Consider the following 22,070-nt stretch of genomic DNA (forward strand, 5'->3'; position numbering starts at 1 on the left):
GAGAGTTGAGGCATGCACAGATCCAACCGTGGTTTTACCCTGATCGAAATCATGATCGTGATTGCGATCATCGGGATTGTCATGACCATCGCGGCACCGAGCTTCACCGAGTACCTGAAGAAGGGCCGCCGTGCCGAAGTGGCCGGTCTGCTGTCCGAGCAGGCGCAGCTTCTCGAACGATTCTATTCGCAAAAAAATGTCTACACCGGTGTTGCGGGGCTGAGTCCCGGCAATGATTACTACACCATCACGTCGACCCTGACCGACCAGACCTTCCTGCTGACGGCAGTGCGCAAGGCCGGTACATCCATGGCAACAGACAAGTGCGGTGATTTCACGATCACCAATACGGGTGTGCGCAGCATGGTCAACGCCACGGCCGGCCTGACCACCAAGGATTGCTGGGGTCGCTGAGTCTTCTCTTCGGGCGCCTTTTGCGTCCTCTGTCTATTTATCGGCTGGATCAGAATATGAACAGGCAACAGCAAGTGGTGATTGTCGGTGGCGGGGTAATCGGCCTGCTGACGGCATTCAATCTCGCGTCCGAAGTGCAGAGCGTTGTGCTGCTGGACCGATCGAACGTCGGGCAAGAGTCGTCGTGGGCGGGTGGTGGCATTGTTTCGCCGCTTTACCCATGGCGTTACAACCCGGCGGTCACCGCTCTGGCTCATTGGTCCCAGGATTTTTATCCACAGCTGGGTGAGCGCCTGTTTGCTGCCACCGGGATCGATCCCGAAGTGCATGTCACCGGCCTGTACTGGCTCGATCTGGACGACGAAGCTGACGCGCTGGCCTGGGCGGCACGGGAGAATCGTCCGTTGCGGTCTGTGGATATCTCGGCGGCGCACGACGCGGTGCCGGTGCTGGGCGGTGGTTTTTCCCAAGCCATCTACATGGCTGATGTCGCCAACGTGCGCAATCCGCGCCTGGTGAAGTCGCTCAAGGCTGCTTTGCAGGCGCTGCCGAACGTGACGATCCATGAGCAGTGTGAGGTCAGCGGGTTCATTCGCGAGGACGAAAAAATTGTCGGTGTGCAGACTTCCACGGGCGCGATCAAAGGTGATCAAGTGGTCCTGACCGCCGGCGCCTGGAGCGGCGACTTGCTCAAGAGTCTCGATCTCACGCTGCCGGTCGAACCGGTAAAAGGACAGATGATTCTCTACAAGTGCGCGACGGATTTTTTGCCGAGCATGGTGTTGGCCAAAGGGCGTTACGCCATTCCCCGACGCGACGGGCACATTCTGATTGGCAGCACGTTGGAGTTCGAAGGCTACGACAAGACGCCAACTGAATCGGCCCTGGAGAGCCTCAAGGCCTCGGCGGTGGAGCTGATTCCGGCGCTGGCGGATGCCGAAGTGGTCGGGCATTGGGCCGGTTTGCGCCCAGGGTCGCCGGAAGGCATTCCCTTCATTGGCCGGGCGCCCGGGTTTGACGGGTTGTGGCTCAACTGCGGACACTTCCGCAACGGGCTGGTACTGGCGCCGGCCTCGTGTCAGTTGTTTGCCGATGTGATGTTGGGGCGCGAGCCGATCATTGATCCGGCGCCGTATGCGCCGACGGGGCGCATCTGACCGATCCCCATCGCTAGCAGGCTAGCCTGCTAGCGATGGGGGCCTCAATCCAACCCTAATTTTTTCAGCCGATAACGCATCGACCTGAACGAAAGATTCAGCCGCTGAGCCGCCGCCGTGCGGTTCCAGCGGGTTTCTTCCAGTGCCTGGAGAATCAGCTGACGTTCGACGTTTTCCAGATACGCTTCAAGATTGTCGATTTGCGTCAAATCCGGCAACCCACCCTCAGGCGTGCAGTTGCCCTCGACCAGCCGCAAGTCGCCGGCCTCGATCTGTTTGTTTTCACAGAGGGTGTGAGCCCGCTCGAGCATGTTCTCCAGCTCCCGTACATTTCCGGGGAAGCGGTAGCTTTTCAGTGCGTCGAGTGCTTGCGGGTGCAGTTTTGCCACCGGTTGACCGGTGTCAGCAGCCAGGCGTTTGAGCACGTGGCTGGCCAACGGCTCGATGTCGTCACGGCGTTCGCGCAAGGGCGGTACGCGCAGTTCGATCACGTTCAAGCGGTAGTACAAATCCTGGCGAAAGCGTTCCGCGGCGACTTCGGCGCCAAGGTCCTTGTGGGTGGCGCAAAGAATGCGCACATCGACCACCATTTCCTGCTGGCCACCGACGCTGCGTACGGCTTTTTCCTGTATCGCCCGCAGCAATTTGACCTGCATCGGCAGCGGCAGGTCAGCCACTTCGTCGAGAAACAGCGTGCCACCCTGGGCGGCCTGGAACAGCCCCGGCTTGTCTTCGATGGCGCCGCTGAAGCTGCCTTTGCGATGACCGAAAAACTCGCTTTCCATCAGTTCCGACGGAATCGCTCCGCAGTTGACCGGAACGAACGCCTGGTTGGCCCGCGGGCCGCGGTCATGGATCAATCGGGCCACCAGTTCCTTGCCGCTACCGGATTCGCCACTGATGTAAACCGGGGCCTGGCTGCGCGCCAGTTTGTCGATCTGTTTGCGTAAATTGCGCATGGGCAATGAGTCGCCCAGCAGGCGCCGATCAATCACGCCACCGGGGGCGGGCAGGAGCAGGGCGCTGCTGACCAGTTCCCGCAAGCGATTAAGGTCCACCGGTTTGGTGAGGAAGTCGAAAGCACCGGCCTTGAGCGCGTTAATTGCCGTGTCGACGTTGCCGTACGCGGTGATCATGGCCACCGGGGTCTGGGGGTAGCGTTGCTGGATGTGCTGCACCAGCTCCAGGCCGGTGCCATCCGGCAGGCGCATGTCGGTCAGGCACAGATCGAAGGTTTCACGCTTGAGCAAGGCCAGGGCCTCGCTCGCGTCACGCGCGCTGTAAGTGTCGAGTTTCATCCGTCCCAGGGTGATTTCCAGGAGTTCGCGGATGTCCGGTTCGTCGTCGACGATCAGGACTTTTTGCCGTGGGCTCATATTCAACTTTGTTTCCGTCCGTGAGCAAAGGTGATGCGAAAGCAGCCGCCGCCTTGGCGTGGTTTGAAGTCTAGGCGGGCCTGGTTGCTTTCGCACAGCTCACGGGACAGATACAGCCCAAGGCCGGTGCCCTGGTGACTGGTGGTGAAGAAAGGTTCGAACAGTTGCGCCTGATGATCTGGCGTCACGCCGGCGCCGTCGTCCAGCACTTCGAGGATCGGCAACTGGCTGCCGGGTTCGATGAACAACTCAAGCCAGACCTGCGCCAGGTTGTGGGTTTGCGCGCTGTGGCGCCACGCGTTGCGTATCAGGTTGTCGATGATCTGGTGCAGTTGGTTCGGGTCCATCAGGGTCTTGAAGTCACCGGGGCCGATGTTCAGGTGGATCTGCTGACGCTCGGTCGCGGCCTCGCGGGTTTGCGTGACGAACTGTTGCAGCCACGGCTTCAGGTCGAGGCGTTGCGCCACGGTTTGCTGGCGGCGGGACAATTGCAGGACGTTTTCGATTACCCGATTCATGCGCTGAGAGTGGTCTTGAATAATCTGCGTCAGACGTTGATCCGCGCTGTTCAGTTCCTCAGATTCTCGCAATAGCTGCGCGGCATGACTGATGGCGCCCAATGGATTGCGGATTTCATGGGCGATGCCGGCGGTCAGGCGGCCGAGGGCAGCGAGTTTCAGTTGTTGGGCTTGTTGGGCGATTTGCGCGAGATCTTCCAGAAAAACCAGGGTTTGGTGTTGGGGGCTCGGGTCCAGGGCGATGAAACTGGGTTGCAGCTCCATGCCGCTGCTGGCGATTTTCAGGCTCTGGGGGCGTAGCGTCGGGTTGTTGAGCCACAGGTGCAGACGCTCTACGAGCGACGGGAAGTGGTCGTCGATCAGTTGGCCCTCAAGGCGATCGCACCCCAGCAACGCCAAGGCACTGTGATTGGCCAGTTGCACGCGCCGCTGGTCGTCTAGCACCAGGATGCCGGTGCGCATGCGTTGCAGGATCAGGGCATTGAGCGCCTCAAGACCGACGACTTCGCTGACCTTCTGCTCCACCAGCGTTTCGCTGACTTCCAGGCGTCGGACCAGGCCTTGTACCAGCAGTGCGGCGGCAAAACACAGGGCGCCGAGGGTGCCGACCTGCAAGTAGTCATTGGGACTGGCGCGATGGGTAAAACTCAGCAGAAAGCTTGAGCCGACGATGCCGATCGCCGCGACGGCGGCAACCAACAGGCCGATGCGCCTTCGCACCAAGGTATTGCTGATGGCTACCGAGACGATCAGCAAGTTACCGATGGCGCTGGCCACACCGCCGCCGGCATAGAACAGGCCGCACAGCAGCAAGACGTCGAGCAGCGCCAGGCTGAACAGTTGTGCCGGGCGGCGGGTGTTCTCGAAGAAGACCACCAGCAGAATATTCAGCACCAGGTACAACCAGCTGCCACTGCGCAGCAGGTCGTCATTGGCTGACGTCAGCAACTGGTTGTCCATGTTGCTGGAGATCAGCAACACCAGAATGATGCCGACGCTTAAACGGTAGAGATGATAAAGGCGCAGCAGTCGCTGAGCCTGTTTGCCGCCGTGACTGGACGCCTCAGCGATCACTGGAACCGGGGCCTTGCTCAAGGTGAGCCTGGCTGCAATACCACTGTTGTTGAAGGTTCAGCGCGCGGTCGCGAGGCAGGTGTACGCCGCAATGGGCGCAACGGACCATCGGCGCTGCCTCCAGCTCGGCATTGGACTTGGGGGAGGACACCTGGCTCTTGTACTTGCGCCAGAACCACACTGCGGCGGCAATCACGGCGATCCAGAAGAGTAAACGAAGCATGATGAGCTGCTTTATTGGCTGATGAACCGGCAGTTTAGCCGGGGACATGACAGGCGCACAGTGCAATTGATATTCACAAAAAATCGGCAATAAAAAAGGGAGACTCGAGAGTCTCCCTTATCGTACCGCCGGTCGTGTCAGTCGAACACGCCGAAGGTCATGTAGCTGAACCACGAACGGTCTTCATTGTTGCCTTGCGCTTCGTGTTCCTCTTCCTCAATCACCTCGCCATCCGCATCTTTAGGCTTGAGTTCGTTTGGAATGGCTTCTTTCGCGTCCTGGAACTGCTTCTGCACGTCCTGGTTGGCACGGGTCTCTCCCGGCGGCAGCGGAGGACGGGATTCGATCAGGCCCAGGGTGGCCTTGCTCAGCCACGAACGGTTGTCGGCTTCGGCAACCGACGGCACGAACTGACCATCAACCAGCGATGGGTGGTTCGGGTAGTTGAGCTTCAGGGTTTCGAGGCTGGTGGCGGCCAGATCGTCCAGGTGCAGACGCTGGTAGGACTCGGTCATCACCGCCAGGCCGTCACCGACCGAAGGCGTTTCCTGGAAGTTTTCCACTACGTAGCGACCACGGTTTGCAGCCGCGACATAGGCCTGACGGGTCAGGTAATAGTCGGCCACGTGGATCTCGTAGGCTGCCAGCAGGTTGCGCAGGTAGATCATGCGCTGCTTGGCGTCAGGCGAGTAGCGGCTGTTCGGGAAGCGGCTGGTCAGCTGGGCGAACTCGTTGTAGGAGTCGCGCGCGGCACCCGGGTCACGCTTGGTCATGTCCAGCGGCAGGAAGCGCGACAGCAGACCAACGTCCTGGTCGAAAGACGTCAAGCCTTTCAGGTAATAGGCGTAATCGACATTCGGGTGCTGTGGATGCAGACGAATGAAACGCTCCGCAGCGGCTTTTGCAGCCTCTGGTTCGGCGTTCTTGTAGTTGGCGTAGATGAGCTCGAGTTGCGCCTGATCGGCATAACGACCGAACGGATAACGCGATTCCAGAGCCTTCAGCTTGGCGGTGGCACTGGTGTAGCTGTTGTTGTCCAGGTCGGCTTGAGCCTGTTGGTACAACTCGACTTCACTCAGGTTTTCGTCTACGACTTCCTTCGATGAGCAAGCAGCGGTCAATGCGAGGATGGCGATCAGCAGCAGGTGTTTCACTTGCATGGCGGCTTGCGTCCCTATGACGGCCGCTGTCTTGGGCGTGGCCGTCCTGTTATGATGAGCGCCCCGTTGAATAGCCTCGGGGCAAAAGACGCCGTATTTAACCACAAGCGCGCAGCCGAAACCAAAGGCTGTGCCGACGCCTAGTCTGAGCATGTCCGATAAAATTGAACTTCGCGCAGAGGTGCCGTCCGAATTGGGCGGCCAACGCCTCGATCAAGTCGCCGCACAATTATTCGCTGAGCACTCGCGCTCGCGCCTTTCCGCCTGGATCAAAGACGGCCGCCTGACTGTGGATGGGGCGGTTATCCGCCCGCGAGACATCGTTCACGGTGGCGCCATTCTTGAACTCACTGCCGAGCAGGAAGCTCAGGGCGAATGGATCGCTCAGGACATCGAGCTCGACATCGTCTATGAAGACGACGAAATCCTGGTGATCAACAAGCCTGCGGGCCTGGTGGTGCATCCGGCTGCCGGTCATGCCGATGGCACCTTGCTCAACGCTTTGCTGCACCACGTGCCGGACATCATCAATGTGCCCCGCGCCGGTATCGTGCATCGCCTGGACAAGGACACCACCGGTCTGATGGTGGTGGCCAAGACCATTCAGGCGCAGACTCAGCTGGTTACACAGTTGCAGAGCCGCAGCGTCAGCCGCATCTATGAATGCATCGTGATTGGTGTGGTGACGGCGGGTGGCAAGATCAATGCACCGATCGGTCGTCATGGCCAGCAACGCCAGCGCATGGCCGTGATGGAAGGCGGCAAGCCAGCCGTCAGTCACTACCGCGTGCTTGAGCGTTTCCGTTCCCACACCCACGTGCGGGTGAAGCTGGAAACCGGTCGTACGCACCAGATTCGCGTGCACATGGCGCACATCAACTACCCGTTGGTCGGAGACCCTGCCTACGGCGGTCGTTTCCGGATTCCGCCGGCAGCCAACCCGACCATGGTCGAGTCGCTGAAAAACTTCCCGCGTCAGGCACTGCATGCGCGGTTCCTGGAGCTGGATCATCCGACGACCGGTCAACGCATGAGCTGGGAATCGCCGCTGCCGGAAGATTTCGTCTGGTTGCTGACCCTGCTCAAGCAAGACCGCGAGGCGTTCATCGGATGAGTGACTGGCTGATTCCTGACTGGCCCGCGCCGGCCGGGGTCAAAGCCTGTGTCACCACCCGTGCGGGCGGCGTCAGCCTGGCGCCGTTCGACTGCCTCAACCTCGGCGATCACGTCGACGACAGCCCTGAAGCTGTCGCCGAGAATCGCCGTCGCCTCACCGATCATTTTTCCATCCAGCCGGCCTGGTTGCAGCAGGTTCACGGCATTGTCGTGGCGCACGCGGACCCGAGCCGAGTGGTGACCGCCGACGCCAGTTGGACGGCCACCCCAGGTATTGCCTGTGCGGCAATGACTGCCGACTGCTTGCCAGCGCTGTTTTGCGACCGTGCCGGTACTCGCGTCGCCGCAGCTCATGCTGGATGGCGCGGGTTGGCGGCGGGTGTACTCGAAGCAACGCTCGACAGTCTGGAGGTGCCACCAGCCGACGTATTGGTATGGCTCGGCCCAGCCATTGGCCCGCAAGCCTTTGAAGTCGGCCCGGAAGTACGCGAAACCTTCGTGCAGCAGCTCCCGCAAGCCGGTGAGGCTTTTGTGCCGAGCCACAACCCCGGCAAGTTCATGGCCGACATTTATAGGCTCGCTCGTCTGCGCCTGGCGGCCCGCGGTGTCAACGCCGTTTATGGTGGCGGTTTCTGTACCGTGACCGATCCGCGATTCTTTTCTTACCGCCGCAACCCAAAAACCGGCCGGTTTGCCTCTCTTGTTTGGCTCGAACGCTAGATTTGTCTGATCTACATCAACCTCAAGACGCTTGAAACTCCCAGAATCGACCACATCTATTGTGCTATCTGGCAGGTTTCTTCATTCAGGATGTTTTATAGGTCCGGCCTGCTCAAAAGGAAGGTGACCCCATGCGTATTGACCGTTTAACCAGCAAATTGCAGTTAGCGTTGTCCGATGCCCAGTCCCTGGCTGTCGGCCTCGATCATCCCGCCATTGAACCGGCGCACTTGATGCAAGCCTTGCTCGAACAGCAGGGCGGCTCGATCAAACCCCTGCTGATGCAGGTGGGCTTCGACGTCAACAGCCTGCGTAAAGAGCTGACCAAAGAGCTCGACCAGCTGCCGAAGATCCAGAACCCGACCGGCGACGTCAACATGTCGCAGGATCTGGCGCGTCTGCTCAACCAGGCCGACCGTCTGGCCCAGCAGAAGGGCGACCAGTTCATCTCCAGCGAACTGGTGCTGCTCGCCGCCATGGACGAAAACAGCAAGCTCGGCAAGCTGTTGCTCGGTCAGGGCGTGAGCAAGAAAGCCCTGGAAAACGCGATCAACAACCTGCGTGGTGGCGAGGCCGTCAACGACCCGAACCACGAGGAGGCGCGCCAGGCGCTGGACAAATACACCGTCGACCTGACCAAGCGCGCCGAAGACGGCAAGCTTGATCCGGTGATCGGCCGCGACGACGAAATTCGCCGCACGATCCAGGTGCTGCAACGCCGCACCAAGAACAACCCGGTGCTGATCGGTGAGCCCGGCGTGGGTAAAACCGCCATCGCCGAAGGCCTGGCTCAGCGCATCATCAATGGCGAAGTGCCGGACGGCCTCAAGGGCAAGCGCCTGTTGTCCTTGGACATGGGGGCGTTGATTGCCGGTGCCAAGTATCGCGGTGAGTTCGAAGAGCGCCTGAAATCCCTGCTTAATGAGCTGTCGAAGCAGGAAGGGCAGATCATTCTGTTCATCGACGAGCTGCACACCATGGTCGGCGCCGGTAAGGGCGAAGGCTCGATGGACGCGGGCAACATGCTCAAGCCCGCCCTGGCACGCGGTGAGCTGCATTGCGTTGGCGCAACCACGCTCAACGAGTACCGCCAATATATAGAGAAGGACGCCGCGCTTGAGCGACGCTTCCAGAAAGTGTTGGTGGACGAGCCGAGCGAAGAGGACACCATCGCCATCCTGCGTGGCCTCAAAGAGCGCTATGAGGTTCACCACAAGGTGGCAATCACCGACGGTGCGATCATCGCGGCGGCCAAGCTCAGCCATCGCTACATCACTGACCGGCAGTTGCCGGACAAAGCCATCGACTTGATCGACGAGGCCGCCAGCCGCATCCGCATGGAGATCGACTCCAAGCCGGAAGTGCTGGACCGTCTGGAGCGTCGCCTGATTCAGCTGAAGGTGGAATCCCAGGCGCTGAAGAAAGAAAGCGACGACGCAGCGAAGAAGCGTCTGGAAAAACTGCAGGAAGAAATCGCTCGGCATGAGCGTGAGTACTCCGATCTCGAAGAAATCTGGAACTCGGAAAAAGCTGAAGTTCAGGGTTCTGCGCAGATCCAGCAAAAGATCGAACAGTCCCGTCAGGAACTGGAAGCCGCTCGCCGTAAGGGCGACCTGAACCGCATGGCCGAATTGCAGTACGGGGTGATCCCGGACCTGGAGCGCAGCCTGCAAATGGTCGACCAGCATGGCAAAACCGAAAACCAGTTGCTGCGCAGCAAGGTGACAGAAGAAGAGATCGCCGAAGTCGTGTCGAAGTGGACCGGTATCCCGGTGTCGAAGATGCTCGAAGGCGAACGCGAAAAACTGATGAAGATGGAAAGCCTGTTGCACCAGCGTGTGATTGGCCAGGAAGAAGCGGTGGTCGCGGTTTCCAACGCGGTAAGGCGTTCTCGCGCCGGGTTGTCCGACCCGAACCGGCCAAGTGGCTCGTTTATGTTCCTCGGCCCCACCGGTGTCGGTAAAACCGAGCTGTGCAAGGCGCTGGCCGAATTCCTCTTTGATACCGAAGAGGCGATGGTGCGGATCGACATGTCCGAATTCATGGAGAAGCATTCCGTGGCTCGCTTGATCGGCGCACCACCCGGCTATGTTGGCTATGAAGAAGGCGGTTATCTGACCGAGGCGGTGCGTCGCAAGCCTTACTCGGTGATCCTCATGGACGAAGTCGAGAAGGCGCACCCGGATGTGTTCAACATCTTGCTGCAAGTGCTCGAGGACGGTCGCCTGACGGACAGCCATGGCCGCACGGTGGACTTCAAGAACACCGTGATAGTCATGACCTCCAACCTGGGGTCGGCGCAGATCCAGGAACTGGTCGGTGATCGTGAGGCGCAGCGTGCGGCGGTCATGGATGCCATTTCCACGCACTTCCGGCCCGAGTTCATCAACCGGGTCGACGAAGTGGTGATCTTCGAGCCACTGGCGCGGGATCAAATCGCTGGCATCACCGAGATCCAGTTGGGTCGTCTGCGTAGTCGCCTGACCGAGCGGGAGCTGAAGCTTGAACTCAGCCCTGAGGCCATGGATAAGCTGATCGCGGTGGGTTACGACCCGGTGTATGGCGCACGGCCGCTCAAACGAGCGATTCAGCGCTGGATCGAGAACCCGCTGGCGCAGCTGATTTTGTCGGGACGATTCATGCCAGGGGACACGGCCCACGGTGTGGTGGAAAACGACGAAATCGTCTTCACCTGATCCTCGACGGCAGCAAAAATGAAAAGGCCTCGCATTGCGAGGCCTTTTTTTCGTTAGGCTGTTGAACTCAAAGGAAAAGGCTTGTAAAGTGCGCCCCGCAGTCAGTCACCCGCGAGGGTTTCCGCTCCCCAAGCAGGAATCCAAAATAAGTTGCAAATCATTAACTTGAAAGCAATTTAGGGGGTTGACAGAGGTGCTGAAGATTGTAGAATAGCGCGCCTCAGACACACGAACGCAGTGATGCGAACGAGTCGAAGAGAACGCAGTAAAGCTTCAACGTTGTAAATTGAAATATGTAGTTCCGTGATAGCTCAGTCGGTAGAGCAAATGACTGTTAATCATTGGGTCCCAGGTTCGAGTCCTGGTCACGGAGCCAATTTCAAACCGGGGTATAGCGCAGTCCGGTAGCGCGCCTGCTTTGGGAGCAGGATGTCAGGAGTTCGAATCCCCTTACCCCGACCATTTTTGGGTCGTTAGCTCAGTTGGTAGAGCAGTTGGCTTTTAACCAATTGGTCGTAGGTTCGAATCCCACACGACCCACCATTTTTGAAACCAGTTAACGCTGGAATCAAATCTTAAGATCAGACGCCAAAAGCTCTGTTCGCAGAAGGCGCCTCTCGAAGGTGCCTTTTTTTTACCGGGGTATAGCGCAGTCCGGTAGCGCGCCTGCTTTGGGAGCAGGATGTCAGGAGTTCGAATCCCCTTACCCCGACCATATTAAAAATCCTCGTATCGAAAGATACGGGGATTTTTTTTGCCTGCGAGAAACATAAACGCATGGAAGTGGGAGCCAGCAGGCTGGCTCCCACAGTTTTTATATCAGTGCAGCTTCAGGCGTGGCTCGGTGCCGCGTCCGATCTTGCTGCCCAGCATCAGCATCGCCGTGCGGAACGGGCCGTACAACGCCATCTGGTGCATGCGGTACAGCGAGACATAAAACATCCGCGCCAGCCAGCCTTCGAGCATCACGCTGCCGGTGAGGTTGCCCATCAAGTTACCTACAGCCGAAAAACGCGACAGCGAAATCAAGGAACCGTAGTCGGTGTACTTGTACTCTGGCAGCGCCTTGCCTTCGATGCGCAGCTTCAGTGATTTGGCCAGCAACGACGCTTGTTGATGCGCAGCCTGGGCGCGCGGCGGAACGTTGCGGTCAGTGCCTGGTTGTGGGCAGGCGGCGCAGTCACCAAAGGCAAAAATGTTTTCGTCGCGCGTGGTTTGCAGGGTAGGCAGTACCTGCAGCTGATTGATTCGGTTGGTTTCCAGGCCGTCGATCTCCTTGAGGAACCCCGGTGCGCGAATCCCCGCCGCCCAGACTTTCAGGCTGGCATTGATTACTTTGCCATCCGTGGTGATCAGGCTGTCAGCCGTCACTTCGCTGACCGCTGCGTTGGTCATCACGTTGACTCCGAGTTTCTCCAGGGTTTTATGCACAGGCCCGCCGATGCGTTCCGGTAGCGCTGGCAATACCCGTGGACCGGCTTCGATCAAGGTGATGTGCATGTTTTCCGGCTTGATCCGGTCCAGGCCATAAGCCGCCAGTTCGTGGGCGGCGTTGTGCAGTTCGGCGGCCAGTTCGACCCCGGTGGCACCGGCGCCGACGATGGCCACGCTGATCTGCTCGACCTTGTCGGTCTGCCCGGCGTGGGCACGCAGGTAGTGGTTGAGTAATTGCTGGTGGAAACGCTCGGCCTGTTTGCGGGTATCGAGGAACAGGCAGTGCTGGGCAGCGCCCTGGGTACCGAAATCATTGGTGGTGCTGCCGACGGAGATCACCAGCGAGTCGTACGGCACTTCACGGGCGGGCACCAGTTCCAGACCGGCTTCGTCATACGTGGCGGCCAGTTGGATTTTCTTCTGGGTGCGATCGAGCCCGCTCATGCGACCCAGCTGGAACTCGAAGTGGTTCCATTTGGCCTGGGCCACATAGTTGAGTTCATCTTCGGAAGAGTTCAGCGACCCGGCCGCCACTTCGTGCAACAGCGGTTTCCAGATATGGGTCAGGTTCGCGTCGACCAGCATGACGCTGGCAGTGCCGCGCTTGCCCAGAGTCTTACCCAGACGGGTAGCCAACTCCAGACCGCCGGCGCCGCCGCCGACAATAACAATACGATGGGACATGGGGATAACTCGCAAGGCTAAATGAAATCGGTACAGTCAACCGCGCGAGCGCAAGGCAGCTCATAGCGTCAGGTAACTGATAAGTCGGCTCAACAGGCCTAAACCAATGGTCACTGCCAATACCAGTACAAGGAGCATCCACGGCCGGAAAGGTCGGCGCTCGACTTGGTGCTGGGACAGTTGCAGGTACTCTTCGACATGTTTTTGGTCGTCGGGGTTCAGGCGGCTGGTCATAAAGGCCTCGTCAGGTAGACGTTGCTGAATGTGTAGAAGCTACAGGCTGATTTAACGAACGATGAACGGAGCATAGCCGGTGTCCGGAACGGGCTCGACGTTCACCGTATCGTCCAGGCGAATGATGCCACTTTGTAACACTCGGGCAGTGATCCCGCCATGCCCGCGTACGGCTTGAAAGGTGCCCGGGCCGAGGTTGTTTTGCAGACGTGCGCAAGGCTGGCACCAGCCAGTGGTTTCGAAAATCGCCTGGCCGATCCGGAAGCGCCGGCCCTTGAGGCTGAACAGGTTGATCCCGCTGATAACGAGATTGCGCCGCAGATCTTCAGGTTTGACCGGTTGATCGACCGGGCGGCCCATCAGCGAACTGATCACTGCCAGATGTTCCCACTGAATCAGCGTCACCTGCCGCGCGTTGCGTGCGCCTGGCCGGGCGCGGTCACCGGTCAAGCCAGCTTCGAGCCGTGCTTCCACCGCATCGAGTTCGATCATCGGCGCGTTACGTTCCGGGCGCACGCCGATCCAGCGAACGCGGCCGGTTTGCGGGACATCGGCAATCAGCGCCTGCAATGGACTCACAGGCTGATCCCGACATCGAAGACGATGCTGCGTCCCAGATTACTGCGCAGGAAATCCGGTGCGTCGGGATGGGCGAACAGAACGCGGGCGAACGTCGGTCCTACCAGCGACAGCGAGCGCCAGCCCTGGCGCAGGTACTCGGTGGGCGGCGGGAAATGGCTGTTGAGGTCCAGCACTTCGCGCTTGAGGCTGGCGAAGGCGATGATGTCCAGCTCACCCAGGTCCATGCCGCGCTCTTTGTAGTTATGCGCCTTTTTGCGCAGGGTCGGCGCCAACCGCAGCAAGAATTCGTTGGCGGGGATGCGTCGCGGCTTGGCTTCGCGCCGCACCAGCTGGCTCAGGGAGAACGCGCTGCGCCGGCGTTGCAGCTCATCGCGCCACTCATCATTGAGGCGGCGGCCCTCATCGAGCACGAAGAACACTTCGAAACTGGCGTCGCGAAACAGTACGTCCGGTGGTTCCCCGGCCGGGGCGAATTCGTCGGCGCGATACGGAATGTTCAGCCCTTGCAGCAGGCGTTGGCAAACCCAACGCTCACGCTCCCATTTGCGGGCATTGGACAGGAAAGCGTTGGCTTGCTCGGCCGCGATGGTCAGCAGGCGTAAGTAATCTGAGTCATCCATAGGCCCAAGCTTAGCGTTCAATTGCGACAAGCAGAAAGCGTTAAGCGGTAAAAAGCGTGGCTGGGCACCCGGAAACGGCGGTGTAGACTGATGGCCACCACTCATATGATTGACCAAGGGGTTGAATGTGAAATATTGGACGGTATTGTTGCTCGGGCTTTTGCCCCTCTGGGCCAATGCACTTGAGGTCGGCGAGCGTGTGGCACCCTGGACGTTGCTTGATCAGTTCGATCAGGCGTTTACCCTCGACGATCGCACTCAGACGCTGCTGGTGGCTCGCAGCATGGAGGGGGCCAAGTTGGTCGACGCTGCGTTGCAAGGCCAGCCCAAAGGCTATCTGGAGGCCCGCCATGCAGTGTTTCTCGCGGATATCCAGCGCATGCCACGGCTGATCGCCAAAATGTTCGCCGTACCGGCCATGCGTGATTATTCCTACCGGGTGATGCTGGACCGCGATGGCCGCGTTGCTCCGAGGTATCCCGGTGCCGAAGATAAAGTGCTGTGGTTACAGCTCAAGGGCGGCCAGTTGGTGGCGCAGCACGAGTACGCCACGGCTGCGCAGTTGCGTGAGGCCTTGGAGACGTCTCACCCATGATCGGCGCCGAGCTGCTGTCACCGCAAAGTCTGACAGTTGGCTGGCTGATTTATGTGCCGCTGTTGCTCTGGGCAATCTGGCGTGCGCCGTGGGTCGAGCTGTTCACCGACAGCCGTCGCCAGCATCTGCTGTTCGGCACGGTGTTCGCGCTGTTCATGTTGTGGCTGGTGCGGCGGGATTTCGACACCGGCGTGTCCTATCACTTCATCGGCATGACGGCGGTGACGCTGTTGCTGGACTGGCCGTTGGCTATCGTCGGCGGGCTGGTGGCGCAGATGGGGCTGGTGTCGCTCGGGCGGCAGGATTTGTTTGCGGTCGGGGTCAATGGCGCGTTGTTTATTCTGTTGCCGGTGCTGGTGACCGAGTGCTGTGCGATCCTGGTGGAGCGTGCACAGCCACGCAATCCCTTTGTGTATATCTTCGTTTCCGGATTTTTTGCGGCGGCCCTGTCGGCGTTGCTGTGCCTGCTGCTGGCGCTCGGGTTGCTGTGGTTCGACGGGCTGTTTGCCATGCCGTACTGGCTGGAGGACTTCGTCGGCTACCTGTGGCTGATCATTTTCCCGGAGGCATTCATCAACGGCATGGTGGTCAGTGCGCTGGTGGTGTTTTGCCCCGAGTGGCTGGAGACGTTCAACCGCACGCGCTACCTGTCGGCGCCGTGGAAGGACGACGATCCCAAGCCTTGATCAGTCCCGGGATCGTCGACGGGAAGGATCAGTGACGCGGGTCGAAATCGCCGCTGAACAGTTCGTCCTCGGCGTCGGGGGCGACCGGGATCTTGTGTTCTTCCGACGCCCAGGCACCGAGGTCGATCAGTTTGCAACGGTCTGAACAGAACGGCCGGAATTTACTCTCGGCACTCCATTCGACAGGGGCGCCGCAGGTCGGGCATTCGACGGTTGGGGTTTGGCTCATGACTGGCCTCCACGCAAAGTTAGGTAAAAGTGATGCAGGCGCTCGACTTCGCTGTGCAGCCAGGCGAGGTCGCGGTCATTGACCACCACATCGTCGGCATGGCTGATGCGATCCTGACGGCTGGACTGGGCCTTGAGGATCGCCTGGACCTGCTGTTCGCTGGTCTGGTCACGTCGCAAGGTGCGTTCGATCTGTAGCTGTTCAGGGGCATCGATGACCAGCACCCGTTGGGTCATGGCGTACTGGCCAGACTCGATCAGCAGCGGTGAAACCAGAATCGCGTAAGGTGATTTTGCCAGTGCCAGGTGATGGGCGATTTCTTCGCCGATCAGCGGATGCAGCAAGGCTTCCAGCCAGCGACGCTCATCCGGCACTTCGAAGATCAGTTTGCGCAATGCGGCGCGATCCAGATGGCCGTCGGCCTGCAACACGCCAGGGCCGAAGTGTTCGGCGATCTTCGCCAGCGCCGGCCGACCCGGTTCCACCACCCAGCGTGCGGCATGATCGGCATCGACCGCGTGCACACCCAGGTCGATGAAATGCTGGGCAGCCGCGCTCTTGCCGCTGCCGATGCCGCCGGTCAGGCCGAGAATCCAGGGTTTTTCCACAGGGGTATTCATTTCAAACCGACAAACTGCCAATAGAAGTCGGTTATTTGACCACCCCAGAGCAAGGCAATCCAGCCGGCAATTGCCAGATAGGGACCGAAGGGGATCGGCGTAGACGTTTTGGCGTTGCGCAAGCGCAGGTAAATTACGCCAATCACCGCGCCTACCAGGGATGACAACAGGATCGTCAGCGGCAGAACCTGCCAGCCGCCCCACGCGCCAAACATCGCCAGCAACTTGAAGTCACCATGGCCCATGCCGTCCTTGCCGGTGAGCAGCTTGAACAGCCAGAACACCGACCACAGCGTCATGTAACCGGCCACGGCGCCCCACACCGCATCCGGCAAGGGCACGAACAGACCGAGACTGTTGACGATCAGCCCCAGCCACAACAAGGGCAGCACCAGCACGTCCGGCAGCAGTTGGTGCTCGGCGTCGATCAGGCTCATGGCCAAGAGGCCCCAGCTCAGGAGCAATGTCATGCACGCTTGCCAGCCGGAACCGAAATGCCAGGCAATGAAGGCCGATCCCAGGCCGCAAGCCAGTTCGACCAGCGGATAACGTCTGCTGATCGGTGCTGAGCAGCCAGAACAGCGGCCGCGCAGGAACAGAAAACTGAGTACCGGAATATTTTCCCATGGGCGAATCCGGTGGCTGCAATGCGGGCAGTGTGAGTGGGGTAGAAACAGATTCAAGGTCGGCAGCGTTGATTCGCCGGGCAGCCCAAGGATCTCGTGGGCCTGCACGCGCCATTCGCGTTCCAGCATTTTCGGCAGGCGCCAGACCAGCACGTTGAGAAAGCTGCCGACCAGCAGGCCGATCACCCCGGCGATCACAACGAACACCAGCGGATATTGAATCAGTATTTCGTTCAAGGGCATGTCAGATCGCTGAGCCGAGTTGGAAGATGGGCAGGTACATGGCAACCACCAATCCACCGACGATAACACCCAGCACCACCATGATGAACGGTTCCATCAGGCTGGTCAGGTTATCGACCATGTTGTCGACCTCGTCCTCGTAGAATCCGGCGACCTTGTCGAGCATGTCATCCAGTGCGCCGGACTCTTCGCCGATGGCGGTCATCTGAATCGCCATGTTCGGGAAAATGCCGGATGTGCGCATGGAAAAATTCAGCTGCATGCCTGTCGAGACGTCCTGCCTGATGCGCAGCACGGCCCTTTTGAACACGATGTTGCCGGTGGCGCCGCCCACTGACTCCAGGGCTTCCACCAGCGGCACGCCGGCCGCGAAGGTGGTCGACAAGGTACGGGCAAATCGGGCCACGGCGGACTTGTACATCAAGGTGCCCACCAGCGGCAGCTTCAGCAGCCAGGCGTCGGTGCGGTCGCGAAAACCCTGTGAAGTCCTGAAGGCGTGGCGCACCCCGAAAATCGCCACCATCAGCGCGCCGAGCATGACCCACCACCCGTCCTGCATGAACCGCGAAAGGCCAATGACCATCACGGTGAAGGCGGGCAATTCGGCACCGAACCCCTCGAACACCGATTGAAACTGTGGCACCACCTTGACCAGCAGAATGGCGGTAACGATCATCGCCACGAAGACCACCACCAGCGGATAGGTCATGGCTTTCTTGATCTTGGCCTTGAGGCTTTCGCTCTTTTCCTTGTAGGTCGCCACCCGCTCCAGCAGCGTATCCAGTGCACCGGCCTGCTCACCGGCGTCCACCAGGTTGCAGTAGAGCTCATCGAAATATTGCGGTTTTTTGCGCAGGGCGGCGGCGAAGCTGTTGCCTGCCGCGACTTCCTGTTTCACCTCGTCCACCAGCTTGCGCATCGTCGGGTTGTCGAAGCCTTCGCCGATGATGTCGAACGATTGCAGGAGCGGCACACCGGCTTTCATCATCGTCGCCATTTGCCGGGTGAAAAGGGCGATGTCGTGGGCCTTGATGCGTTTGCCCATGTTGAAAATCGAGGTGGTTTTCTTGCGCACCTTTCCGGGGTTGATGCCTTGCTTGCGCAGTTGTGCCTTGACCAGCGCCGGGTTCTGCCCACTCAACTCGCCGCTGATTTTCGTGCCTTTGCGGTCTGTGCCTTCCCAGGCATACACGCTCATTTTCGCTGCCTTGACCGCCATGTTCAGTCCTTGGTAACCCGGTTGATTTCTTCCAGACTGGTGATGCCCTGCATGGCTTTGAGCAGTCCTGAGGTGCGCAGGTCGTTAAAGCCGTCCTTACGCATCTGGTCATCGATTTGCAGTGCGTTGCCTTCGGCCATGATCAGTCGTTGCAGGTCCGTCGTGTTCTTCACCACTTCATAAATCCCCACCCGCCCTTTGTAGCCGCCGTTGCAGTGATCGCAGCCGACCGGTCCATAGATCGTGAAGGTGCCGATGCGTTCCTCGGGAAAACCTTCCTTGAGCAACGTTTCGCGGGGAATCTCCACCGGGACTCGGCAATGGCTGCACAGTTTGCGCGCCAGGCGCTGGGCGATGATCAGGCTGACGGAAGTGGCGATATTGAAGCCCTGGATGCCCATGTTGTGCAGGCGGGTCAGGGTTTGCGCGGCGCTGTTGGTGTGTAGGGTCGACAATACCAGGTGCCCGGTCTGGGCAGCCTTGATGGCGATTTCGGCGGTTTCGAGATCGCGGATTTCGCCGACCATGATCACGTCCGGGTCCTGACGCAGGAACGAGCGCAACGCCTGGGCGAAATCCATGCCCTGCTTGGGATTGACGTTGACCTGGTTGATGCCTTCCATGTTGATTTCGACCGGGTCTTCGGCGGTCGAAATGTTGATGTCCACGGTATTGAGAATGTTCAGCCCGGTGTAGAGCGACACGGTTTTGCCCGAGCCGGTGGGGCCAGTCACCAGAATCATGCCTTGCGGCTGTTTCAGCGCCGCCATGTACAGGTCTTTCTGGTCGGGCTCATACCCAAGGGCGTCGATGCCCATTTGCGCGCTGGTGGGGTCGAGAATCCGGATCACCACTTTTTCGCCCCACAGGGTCGGCAAGGTATTGACCCGAAAGTCGATGGACTTGCTTTTGGACAGGCGCATTTTGATCCGGCCGTCCTGTGGCCTGCGACGTTCGGAGATGTCGAGGCTGGCCATGACTTTCAGGCGTGCGGCGATGCGGCTGGCCAGCTGGATCGGCGGCCTGGCGACTTCATGCAACACGCCATCGGTACGCATGCGCACGCGGTAGTGCTTTTCGTAGGGCTCGAAATGCAGGTCTGAAGATCCGCTCCTGATCGCGTCGAGCAACATCTTATGGACGAAGCGCACCACCGGTGCGTCATCGGCCTCCTGAGCGCCGATTGCGTCCTGGTTTTTATCATCGGTGGCCTCGATGTCCAGGCCATCGAGGTCAACGTCGGCAATGTCTTCCAGGCCTGTGCCATGGCTGTCGAAGAATTTATCGATGGCATCGCTGAGCTTGTCGTCTTCGACCAGGATCGCTTCGGTGGTGAGCCCGGTACTGAACTGGATGTCGTTGATCGCCTGATGGTTGGTCGGATCGGAAACCCCGACGAACAACTTGTTGCCACGGCGCCAGAGAGGCAGGGCGTGATGCTGGCGGACCAGCTTCTCGCTGACCAGGCCCTTGGGCTGCATGTCGTTGTCCAGGGCATGCAGGTCCAGCAGCGCCATGCCGAAGTGTTCCGAGGCGATCTCGGCGACCTGACGGCTTTTCACCAGTTTGTTCTGCACCAGGTAGCTGACCAGGGACATACGGTTGCGTTGGGCTTGCTGATACGCCTGTCGCGCGCTTTTGTCAGTGAGCAGCTCGGCCAGGACCAACTGTTTGGCCAGACCGCTGAGGGCGATGTCATTCATGGGGATACCGGATGCAGACAATTCATGACTTATAGCCTAGTCAAGCGGCGGAACCAAACCAGCGGCCCCGAGGTGACAAAAAGTGTCAGATAGTGCGGATCCTGGGAGTAGGAAAGGTCTTTAAGCCCGGCGAGTACCCCGCCAACACGGCATACCGGGCTTGGCATGGGCTGTGCTGCGACAGGTTCAGATCATGAGATTTCGACTCATGCACGGAGGCTGGCTATGAAGACTCAAAAAGGTTTTACCCTGATCGAGCTGCTGATCGTGGTGGCAATCATCGGCATTCTCGCGACGTTTGCGATACCGGCGTACTCCAAGTACCAGGCGCGGGCCAAGGTTACGGCGGGGCTGGCGGAGATTTCGGCGTTGAAGGTGCCATTTGAAGACTTGATGAACCAGGGAACCGACCCGGACCTGACAAAAGTGGGTGGTACGGCAACGACGTCCAACTGCACCACCACCGCCTCGGGCAAGGCGGCTGACGGGACGGGTGAAATCGCCTGTACGATTCTGAATGCTCCAGGGCCGGTGCTGAATCAAACCATCACCCTGAAACGCGCCCTGACCGGTTGGACTTGCTCCACGACGGTCGATCAGGAGTTCGCGCCGAAGGGCTGTGCCGGTGTGGCGCCCAAAGTCTGACCTTGGCTGATCGCCTGAAACCCCGCCTTGGCGTAATGCTGTTCAGTTAAGGACGAACATTGTATCTGTGGCGAGGGAGCAAGCTCCCTCGCCACAGGTTACTGATTGCTCGCTCTATCTCTTAACTGAACAGCATTGCACCTCGTGCGGGTTTTTTTACCCTCTCCATGCTCATGCATGGCCTCTATCCACCCCTCCCGGGCATCACTACATCCAGGCAAAATACGGTGTACCTCAAGCAACATTCGTTGTGCGCGTAAGACGGTTCCTAGGACTGTTCTGGTTTACATTTTGAACATTAAATCTGTTTTTCAACTCCGCCCCAGCATCTACGCATCTACACGCCTTTCACCCGCTAAAAAACCATACAGAGCCACCACATCGCCACGATTGTGCCGGTGAATTTGCGCCCGCTAACGTCCAGCCATCACCGCTCAGTCAACCATCATCACCTCGGACATAACAAATCGATCTGGAGGATGGTTGAGCCGTGTCGTATCAACGAATGGGTGATCGATGAAATGTCGGCAGCGATGCATCGGGCGCAAGCGACGGCATCGCAACGGCACGGATGCCAACGTTCAAAATCCGAGAATCGAGTACGCCGATGACTCGTCGGTCATGAGCCTGCCGGATCAATACGGACCGACTATTGAAACCTCTCAGTAAAAGGACACTGCTCCTCTGTGGATCAGCAAGAGGAACATGATTTCAAAAGGATATGGAACGCATGAGCTATACGGACAACACAGTGATCGCCACCAGCACGAGTCGTTTGCTGCCGAATAGAGCCACGGATCGCAACATTGCGGTGCCGCGAGACCTGCCAGGCGTGGTGATTTTCCTGCACGGCGTGAATGACCCCGGGGCGTCTTATGTTTCCCGAGCGCGACAATCGCGGCAAGGTGTATGTGTATTTTTGCCCGGATGACACCACCGTGGCGCTGGATGATGTGCAAGGCATTGGCACCTACGGCGTGCCCGATGCCACGCCCGATGGGCGACCGGCGATGATGGTGCTGCAATCGATGGGCTTTTATCAACGGCTGTGGACCAAGCGCCAGCGTGACGGCGAGCCGGTGCTCGTGGGCAAGTCGCCGCAACCCGAATTCCTGCGCGCCCCCGGCGAGCACCGTTATCCGGGTCAATCCTGGGGCTTGGGCATTGCCTCGCAGGCGTCGGTCCTCGAAGGCCAGGAACGCCTGATCAATGCCGAGGCCCTGACCCCGCCCCATGCGCCGCAGATGTTTGGCGGCGAAGCCATCCAGGGCAGCCCGACCACTGCCGGCCTGGACAAACCCGATGACGTTGCCAAAAGCATCGCCCTGGGCAAAGACGCCGCGACCTTTTTGTGGGTCAGGATGCCCGCCGAATATGACGCGCCCAACACCACGCAGCAGGAAGCGCTGGCGCGGTTTAACGGATTAACCGAAGACCCGGAGGACCACACCCGCGCCGTCCGCAAAGGCGCGGCCCGCACTCGCACCAGTTCTTTT

Annotated in this window: 21 protein-coding genes, 4 tRNA genes and 1 pseudogene; 13 read left to right on the top strand and 13 right to left on the bottom strand. The window is 59.5% G+C overall.

The features are described 5' to 3' along the window. Positions 1-12: 12 nt before the first annotated feature. Positions 13-414 (top strand): type IV pilin protein, encoded by a 402-nt coding sequence (locus BVK86_RS21830; RefSeq protein WP_075948408.1) that lies wholly within the window; start codon positions 13-15, stop codon positions 412-414. Positions 415-470: 56 nt separating this feature from the next. Then, positions 471-1,571, top strand: a complete 1,101-nt coding sequence (gene thiO / locus BVK86_RS21835) for a glycine oxidase ThiO (protein WP_075948409.1) — start codon at positions 471-473, stop codon at positions 1,569-1,571. A gap of 44 nt (positions 1,572-1,615) precedes the next feature. Here thiO and BVK86_RS21840 read toward each other — a convergent pair whose 3' ends face one another. From BVK86_RS21840 to BVK86_RS21855, 4 genes are all read right to left on the bottom strand, one after another. Further along, positions 1,616-2,947, bottom strand: a complete 1,332-nt coding sequence (locus BVK86_RS21840) for a sigma-54-dependent transcriptional regulator (RefSeq protein ID WP_075948410.1) — start codon at positions 2,945-2,947, stop codon at positions 1,616-1,618. 2 nt (positions 2,948-2,949) lie between these two features. Continuing rightward, positions 2,950-4,539, bottom strand: coding sequence for a sensor histidine kinase (locus tag BVK86_RS21845; protein ID WP_075948411.1), 1,590 nt, complete (start codon positions 4,537-4,539; stop codon positions 2,950-2,952). Next, positions 4,529-4,762, bottom strand: coding sequence for a PP0621 family protein (locus BVK86_RS21850; protein WP_075948412.1), 234 nt, complete (start codon positions 4,760-4,762; stop codon positions 4,529-4,531). Before BVK86_RS21850 ends, BVK86_RS21845 begins: the two co-directional genes overlap by 11 nt. A 137-nt stretch (positions 4,763-4,899) precedes the next feature. Further along, on the bottom strand, positions 4,900-5,922 hold the full coding sequence (locus BVK86_RS21855; protein WP_075948413.1) for an outer membrane protein assembly factor BamD: 1,023 nt from the start codon (positions 5,920-5,922) through the stop codon (positions 4,900-4,902). Between the two features lie 151 nt (positions 5,923-6,073). Here BVK86_RS21855 and rluD point away from each other — a divergent pair, with 151 nt between their 5' ends. The 7 genes from rluD (at position 6,074) to BVK86_RS21890 (ending at position 11,169) form a co-directional block, all read left to right on the top strand. After that, positions 6,074-7,036 (top strand): 23S rRNA pseudouridine(1911/1915/1917) synthase RluD, encoded by a 963-nt coding sequence (gene rluD, locus BVK86_RS21860; protein ID WP_075948414.1) that lies wholly within the window; start codon positions 6,074-6,076, stop codon positions 7,034-7,036. Beyond that, positions 7,033-7,758: a peptidoglycan editing factor PgeF gene (gene pgeF, locus BVK86_RS21865; RefSeq protein WP_075948415.1), complete on the top strand. Its 726-nt coding sequence runs from the start codon at positions 7,033-7,035 to the stop codon at positions 7,756-7,758. Before rluD ends, pgeF begins: the two co-directional genes overlap by 4 nt. Positions 7,759-7,889: 131 nt before the next feature. After that, positions 7,890-10,454 carry an ATP-dependent chaperone ClpB gene (clpB, locus tag BVK86_RS21870; protein WP_075948416.1) on the top strand — a complete coding sequence of 855 codons (2,565 nt, stop codon included), beginning with the start codon at positions 7,890-7,892 and terminating at the stop codon, positions 10,452-10,454. Between the two features lie 300 nt (positions 10,455-10,754). After that, a tRNA-Asn gene (locus BVK86_RS21875) sits at positions 10,755-10,830 on the top strand. A gap of 9 nt (positions 10,831-10,839) precedes the next feature. Further along, positions 10,840-10,916 (top strand) — tRNA-Pro (locus BVK86_RS21880). Positions 10,917-10,921: 5 nt separating this feature from the next. Next, positions 10,922-10,997, top strand: a tRNA-Lys gene (locus BVK86_RS21885). 95 nt (positions 10,998-11,092) lie between these two features. Further along, positions 11,093-11,169, top strand: a tRNA-Pro gene (locus BVK86_RS21890). A gap of 104 nt (positions 11,170-11,273) precedes the next feature. On the opposite strand, the gene BVK86_RS21895 is transcribed toward BVK86_RS21890, so the two are convergent. Genes BVK86_RS21895 through BVK86_RS21910 form a run of 4 tightly spaced genes read right to left on the bottom strand, consistent with a single transcriptional unit; the run spans position 11,274 to position 14,008 of the window. Then, positions 11,274-12,572: an NAD(P)/FAD-dependent oxidoreductase gene (locus BVK86_RS21895; RefSeq protein ID WP_075948417.1), complete on the bottom strand. Its 1,299-nt coding sequence runs from the start codon at positions 12,570-12,572 to the stop codon at positions 11,274-11,276. Positions 12,573-12,632: 60 nt separating this feature from the next. Beyond that, positions 12,633-12,806, bottom strand: coding sequence for a DUF3094 domain-containing protein (locus tag BVK86_RS21900; RefSeq protein ID WP_007970531.1), 174 nt, complete (start codon positions 12,804-12,806; stop codon positions 12,633-12,635). Positions 12,807-12,857: 51 nt separating this feature from the next. Then, on the bottom strand, positions 12,858-13,385 hold the full coding sequence (locus tag BVK86_RS21905) for an MOSC domain-containing protein (protein ID WP_075948418.1): 528 nt from the start codon (positions 13,383-13,385) through the stop codon (positions 12,858-12,860). Further along, positions 13,382-14,008, bottom strand: coding sequence for a DUF1780 domain-containing protein (locus tag BVK86_RS21910; RefSeq protein WP_007970534.1), 627 nt, complete (start codon positions 14,006-14,008; stop codon positions 13,382-13,384). The genes BVK86_RS21905 and BVK86_RS21910 overlap by 4 nt, the downstream gene beginning before the upstream one ends. 127 nt (positions 14,009-14,135) lie before the next feature. Here BVK86_RS21910 and BVK86_RS21915 point away from each other — a divergent pair, with 127 nt between their 5' ends. Both BVK86_RS21915 and BVK86_RS21920 read left to right on the top strand, forming a co-directional pair. Beyond that, positions 14,136-14,603, top strand: coding sequence for an FAD/FMN-containing dehydrogenase (locus BVK86_RS21915; protein WP_075948426.1), 468 nt, complete (start codon positions 14,136-14,138; stop codon positions 14,601-14,603). Then, the gene (locus BVK86_RS21920) at positions 14,600-15,289 is read left to right on the top strand and encodes an energy-coupling factor ABC transporter permease (protein WP_075948419.1); all 690 of its coding nucleotides are present in this window, start codon (positions 14,600-14,602) and stop codon (positions 15,287-15,289) included. The genes BVK86_RS21915 and BVK86_RS21920 overlap by 4 nt, the downstream gene beginning before the upstream one ends. Positions 15,290-15,317: 28 nt before the next feature. Here the strand turns inward: BVK86_RS21920 and yacG are convergent, their stop codons facing one another. Genes yacG through pilB form a run of 5 tightly spaced genes read right to left on the bottom strand, consistent with a single transcriptional unit; the run spans position 15,318 to position 19,929 of the window. Continuing rightward, on the bottom strand, positions 15,318-15,518 hold the full coding sequence (yacG, locus tag BVK86_RS21925; protein ID WP_056855639.1) for a DNA gyrase inhibitor YacG: 201 nt from the start codon (positions 15,516-15,518) through the stop codon (positions 15,318-15,320). After that, the gene (coaE, locus tag BVK86_RS21930; protein ID WP_075948420.1) at positions 15,515-16,138 is read right to left on the bottom strand and encodes a dephospho-CoA kinase; all 624 of its coding nucleotides are present in this window, start codon (positions 16,136-16,138) and stop codon (positions 15,515-15,517) included. Before coaE ends, yacG begins: the two co-directional genes overlap by 4 nt. Further along, the gene (locus BVK86_RS21935) at positions 16,135-17,007 is read right to left on the bottom strand and encodes a prepilin peptidase (RefSeq protein WP_075948421.1); all 873 of its coding nucleotides are present in this window, start codon (positions 17,005-17,007) and stop codon (positions 16,135-16,137) included. The genes coaE and BVK86_RS21935 overlap by 4 nt, the downstream gene beginning before the upstream one ends. Position 17,008: 1 nt before the next feature. Beyond that, a complete protein-coding gene (locus BVK86_RS21940) occupies positions 17,009-18,226 on the bottom strand; it encodes a type II secretion system F family protein (protein WP_075948422.1) in 1,218 nt (405 codons plus the stop codon). Positions 18,227-18,228: 2 nt separating this feature from the next. Continuing rightward, on the bottom strand, positions 18,229-19,929 hold the full coding sequence (gene pilB, locus BVK86_RS21945) for a type IV-A pilus assembly ATPase PilB (RefSeq protein ID WP_075948423.1): 1,701 nt from the start codon (positions 19,927-19,929) through the stop codon (positions 18,229-18,231). 225 nt (positions 19,930-20,154) lie between these two features. Between pilB and BVK86_RS21950 the strand changes: the two genes are divergently transcribed. Both BVK86_RS21950 and BVK86_RS21955 read left to right on the top strand, forming a co-directional pair. Then, positions 20,155-20,574 carry a pilin gene (locus BVK86_RS21950; protein WP_075948424.1) on the top strand — a complete coding sequence of 140 codons (420 nt, stop codon included), beginning with the start codon at positions 20,155-20,157 and terminating at the stop codon, positions 20,572-20,574. 875 nt (positions 20,575-21,449) lie between these two features. Further along, a pseudogene (locus BVK86_RS21955) lies at positions 21,450-22,070 on the top strand (T6SS effector phospholipase Tle3 domain-containing protein); the annotation flags it as partial.

The sequence above is a fragment of the Pseudomonas reinekei genome, assembly GCF_001945365.1.
GTDB classification, from domain to species: Bacteria; Pseudomonadota; Gammaproteobacteria; order Pseudomonadales; family Pseudomonadaceae; genus Aquipseudomonas; species Aquipseudomonas reinekei.

What these genes read in the sequence shown, in the direction of transcription:
- yacG (WP_056855639.1), bottom strand. Translation starts at nt 15,518, where the DNA reads ATGAGCCAAACCCCAACCGTCGAATGCCCGACCTGCGGCGCCCCTGTC.
- clpB (WP_075948416.1), top strand. Translation starts at nt 7,890, where the DNA reads ATGCGTATTGACCGTTTAACCAGCAAATTGCAGTTAGCGTTGTCCGAT.
- BVK86_RS21900 (WP_007970531.1), bottom strand. Translation starts at nt 12,806, where the DNA reads ATGACCAGCCGCCTGAACCCCGACGACCAAAAACATGTCGAAGAGTAC.
- BVK86_RS21935 (WP_075948421.1), bottom strand. Translation starts at nt 17,007, where the DNA reads ATGCCCTTGAACGAAATACTGATTCAATATCCGCTGGTGTTCGTTGTG.
- BVK86_RS21910 (WP_007970534.1), bottom strand. Translation starts at nt 14,008, where the DNA reads ATGGATGACTCAGATTACTTACGCCTGCTGACCATCGCGGCCGAGCAA.
- coaE (WP_075948420.1), bottom strand. Translation starts at nt 16,138, where the DNA reads ATGAATACCCCTGTGGAAAAACCCTGGATTCTCGGCCTGACCGGCGGC.
- BVK86_RS21840 (WP_075948410.1), bottom strand. Translation starts at nt 2,947, where the DNA reads ATGAGCCCACGGCAAAAAGTCCTGATCGTCGACGACGAACCGGACATC.
- rluD (WP_075948414.1), top strand. Translation starts at nt 6,074, where the DNA reads ATGTCCGATAAAATTGAACTTCGCGCAGAGGTGCCGTCCGAATTGGGC.
- BVK86_RS21940 (WP_075948422.1), bottom strand. Translation starts at nt 18,226, where the DNA reads ATGGCGGTCAAGGCAGCGAAAATGAGCGTGTATGCCTGGGAAGGCACA.
- thiO (WP_075948409.1), top strand. Translation starts at nt 471, where the DNA reads ATGAACAGGCAACAGCAAGTGGTGATTGTCGGTGGCGGGGTAATCGGC.
- pilB (WP_075948423.1), bottom strand. Translation starts at nt 19,929, where the DNA reads ATGAATGACATCGCCCTCAGCGGTCTGGCCAAACAGTTGGTCCTGGCC.
- BVK86_RS21855 (WP_075948413.1), bottom strand. Translation starts at nt 5,922, where the DNA reads ATGCAAGTGAAACACCTGCTGCTGATCGCCATCCTCGCATTGACCGCT.
- BVK86_RS21920 (WP_075948419.1), top strand. Translation starts at nt 14,600, where the DNA reads ATGATCGGCGCCGAGCTGCTGTCACCGCAAAGTCTGACAGTTGGCTGG.
- BVK86_RS21950 (WP_075948424.1), top strand. Translation starts at nt 20,155, where the DNA reads ATGAAGACTCAAAAAGGTTTTACCCTGATCGAGCTGCTGATCGTGGTG.
- BVK86_RS21830 (WP_075948408.1), top strand. Translation starts at nt 13, where the DNA reads ATGCACAGATCCAACCGTGGTTTTACCCTGATCGAAATCATGATCGTG.
- BVK86_RS21895 (WP_075948417.1), bottom strand. Translation starts at nt 12,572, where the DNA reads ATGTCCCATCGTATTGTTATTGTCGGCGGCGGCGCCGGCGGTCTGGAG.
- BVK86_RS21850 (WP_075948412.1), bottom strand. Translation starts at nt 4,762, where the DNA reads ATGCTTCGTTTACTCTTCTGGATCGCCGTGATTGCCGCCGCAGTGTGG.
- pgeF (WP_075948415.1), top strand. Translation starts at nt 7,033, where the DNA reads ATGAGTGACTGGCTGATTCCTGACTGGCCCGCGCCGGCCGGGGTCAAA.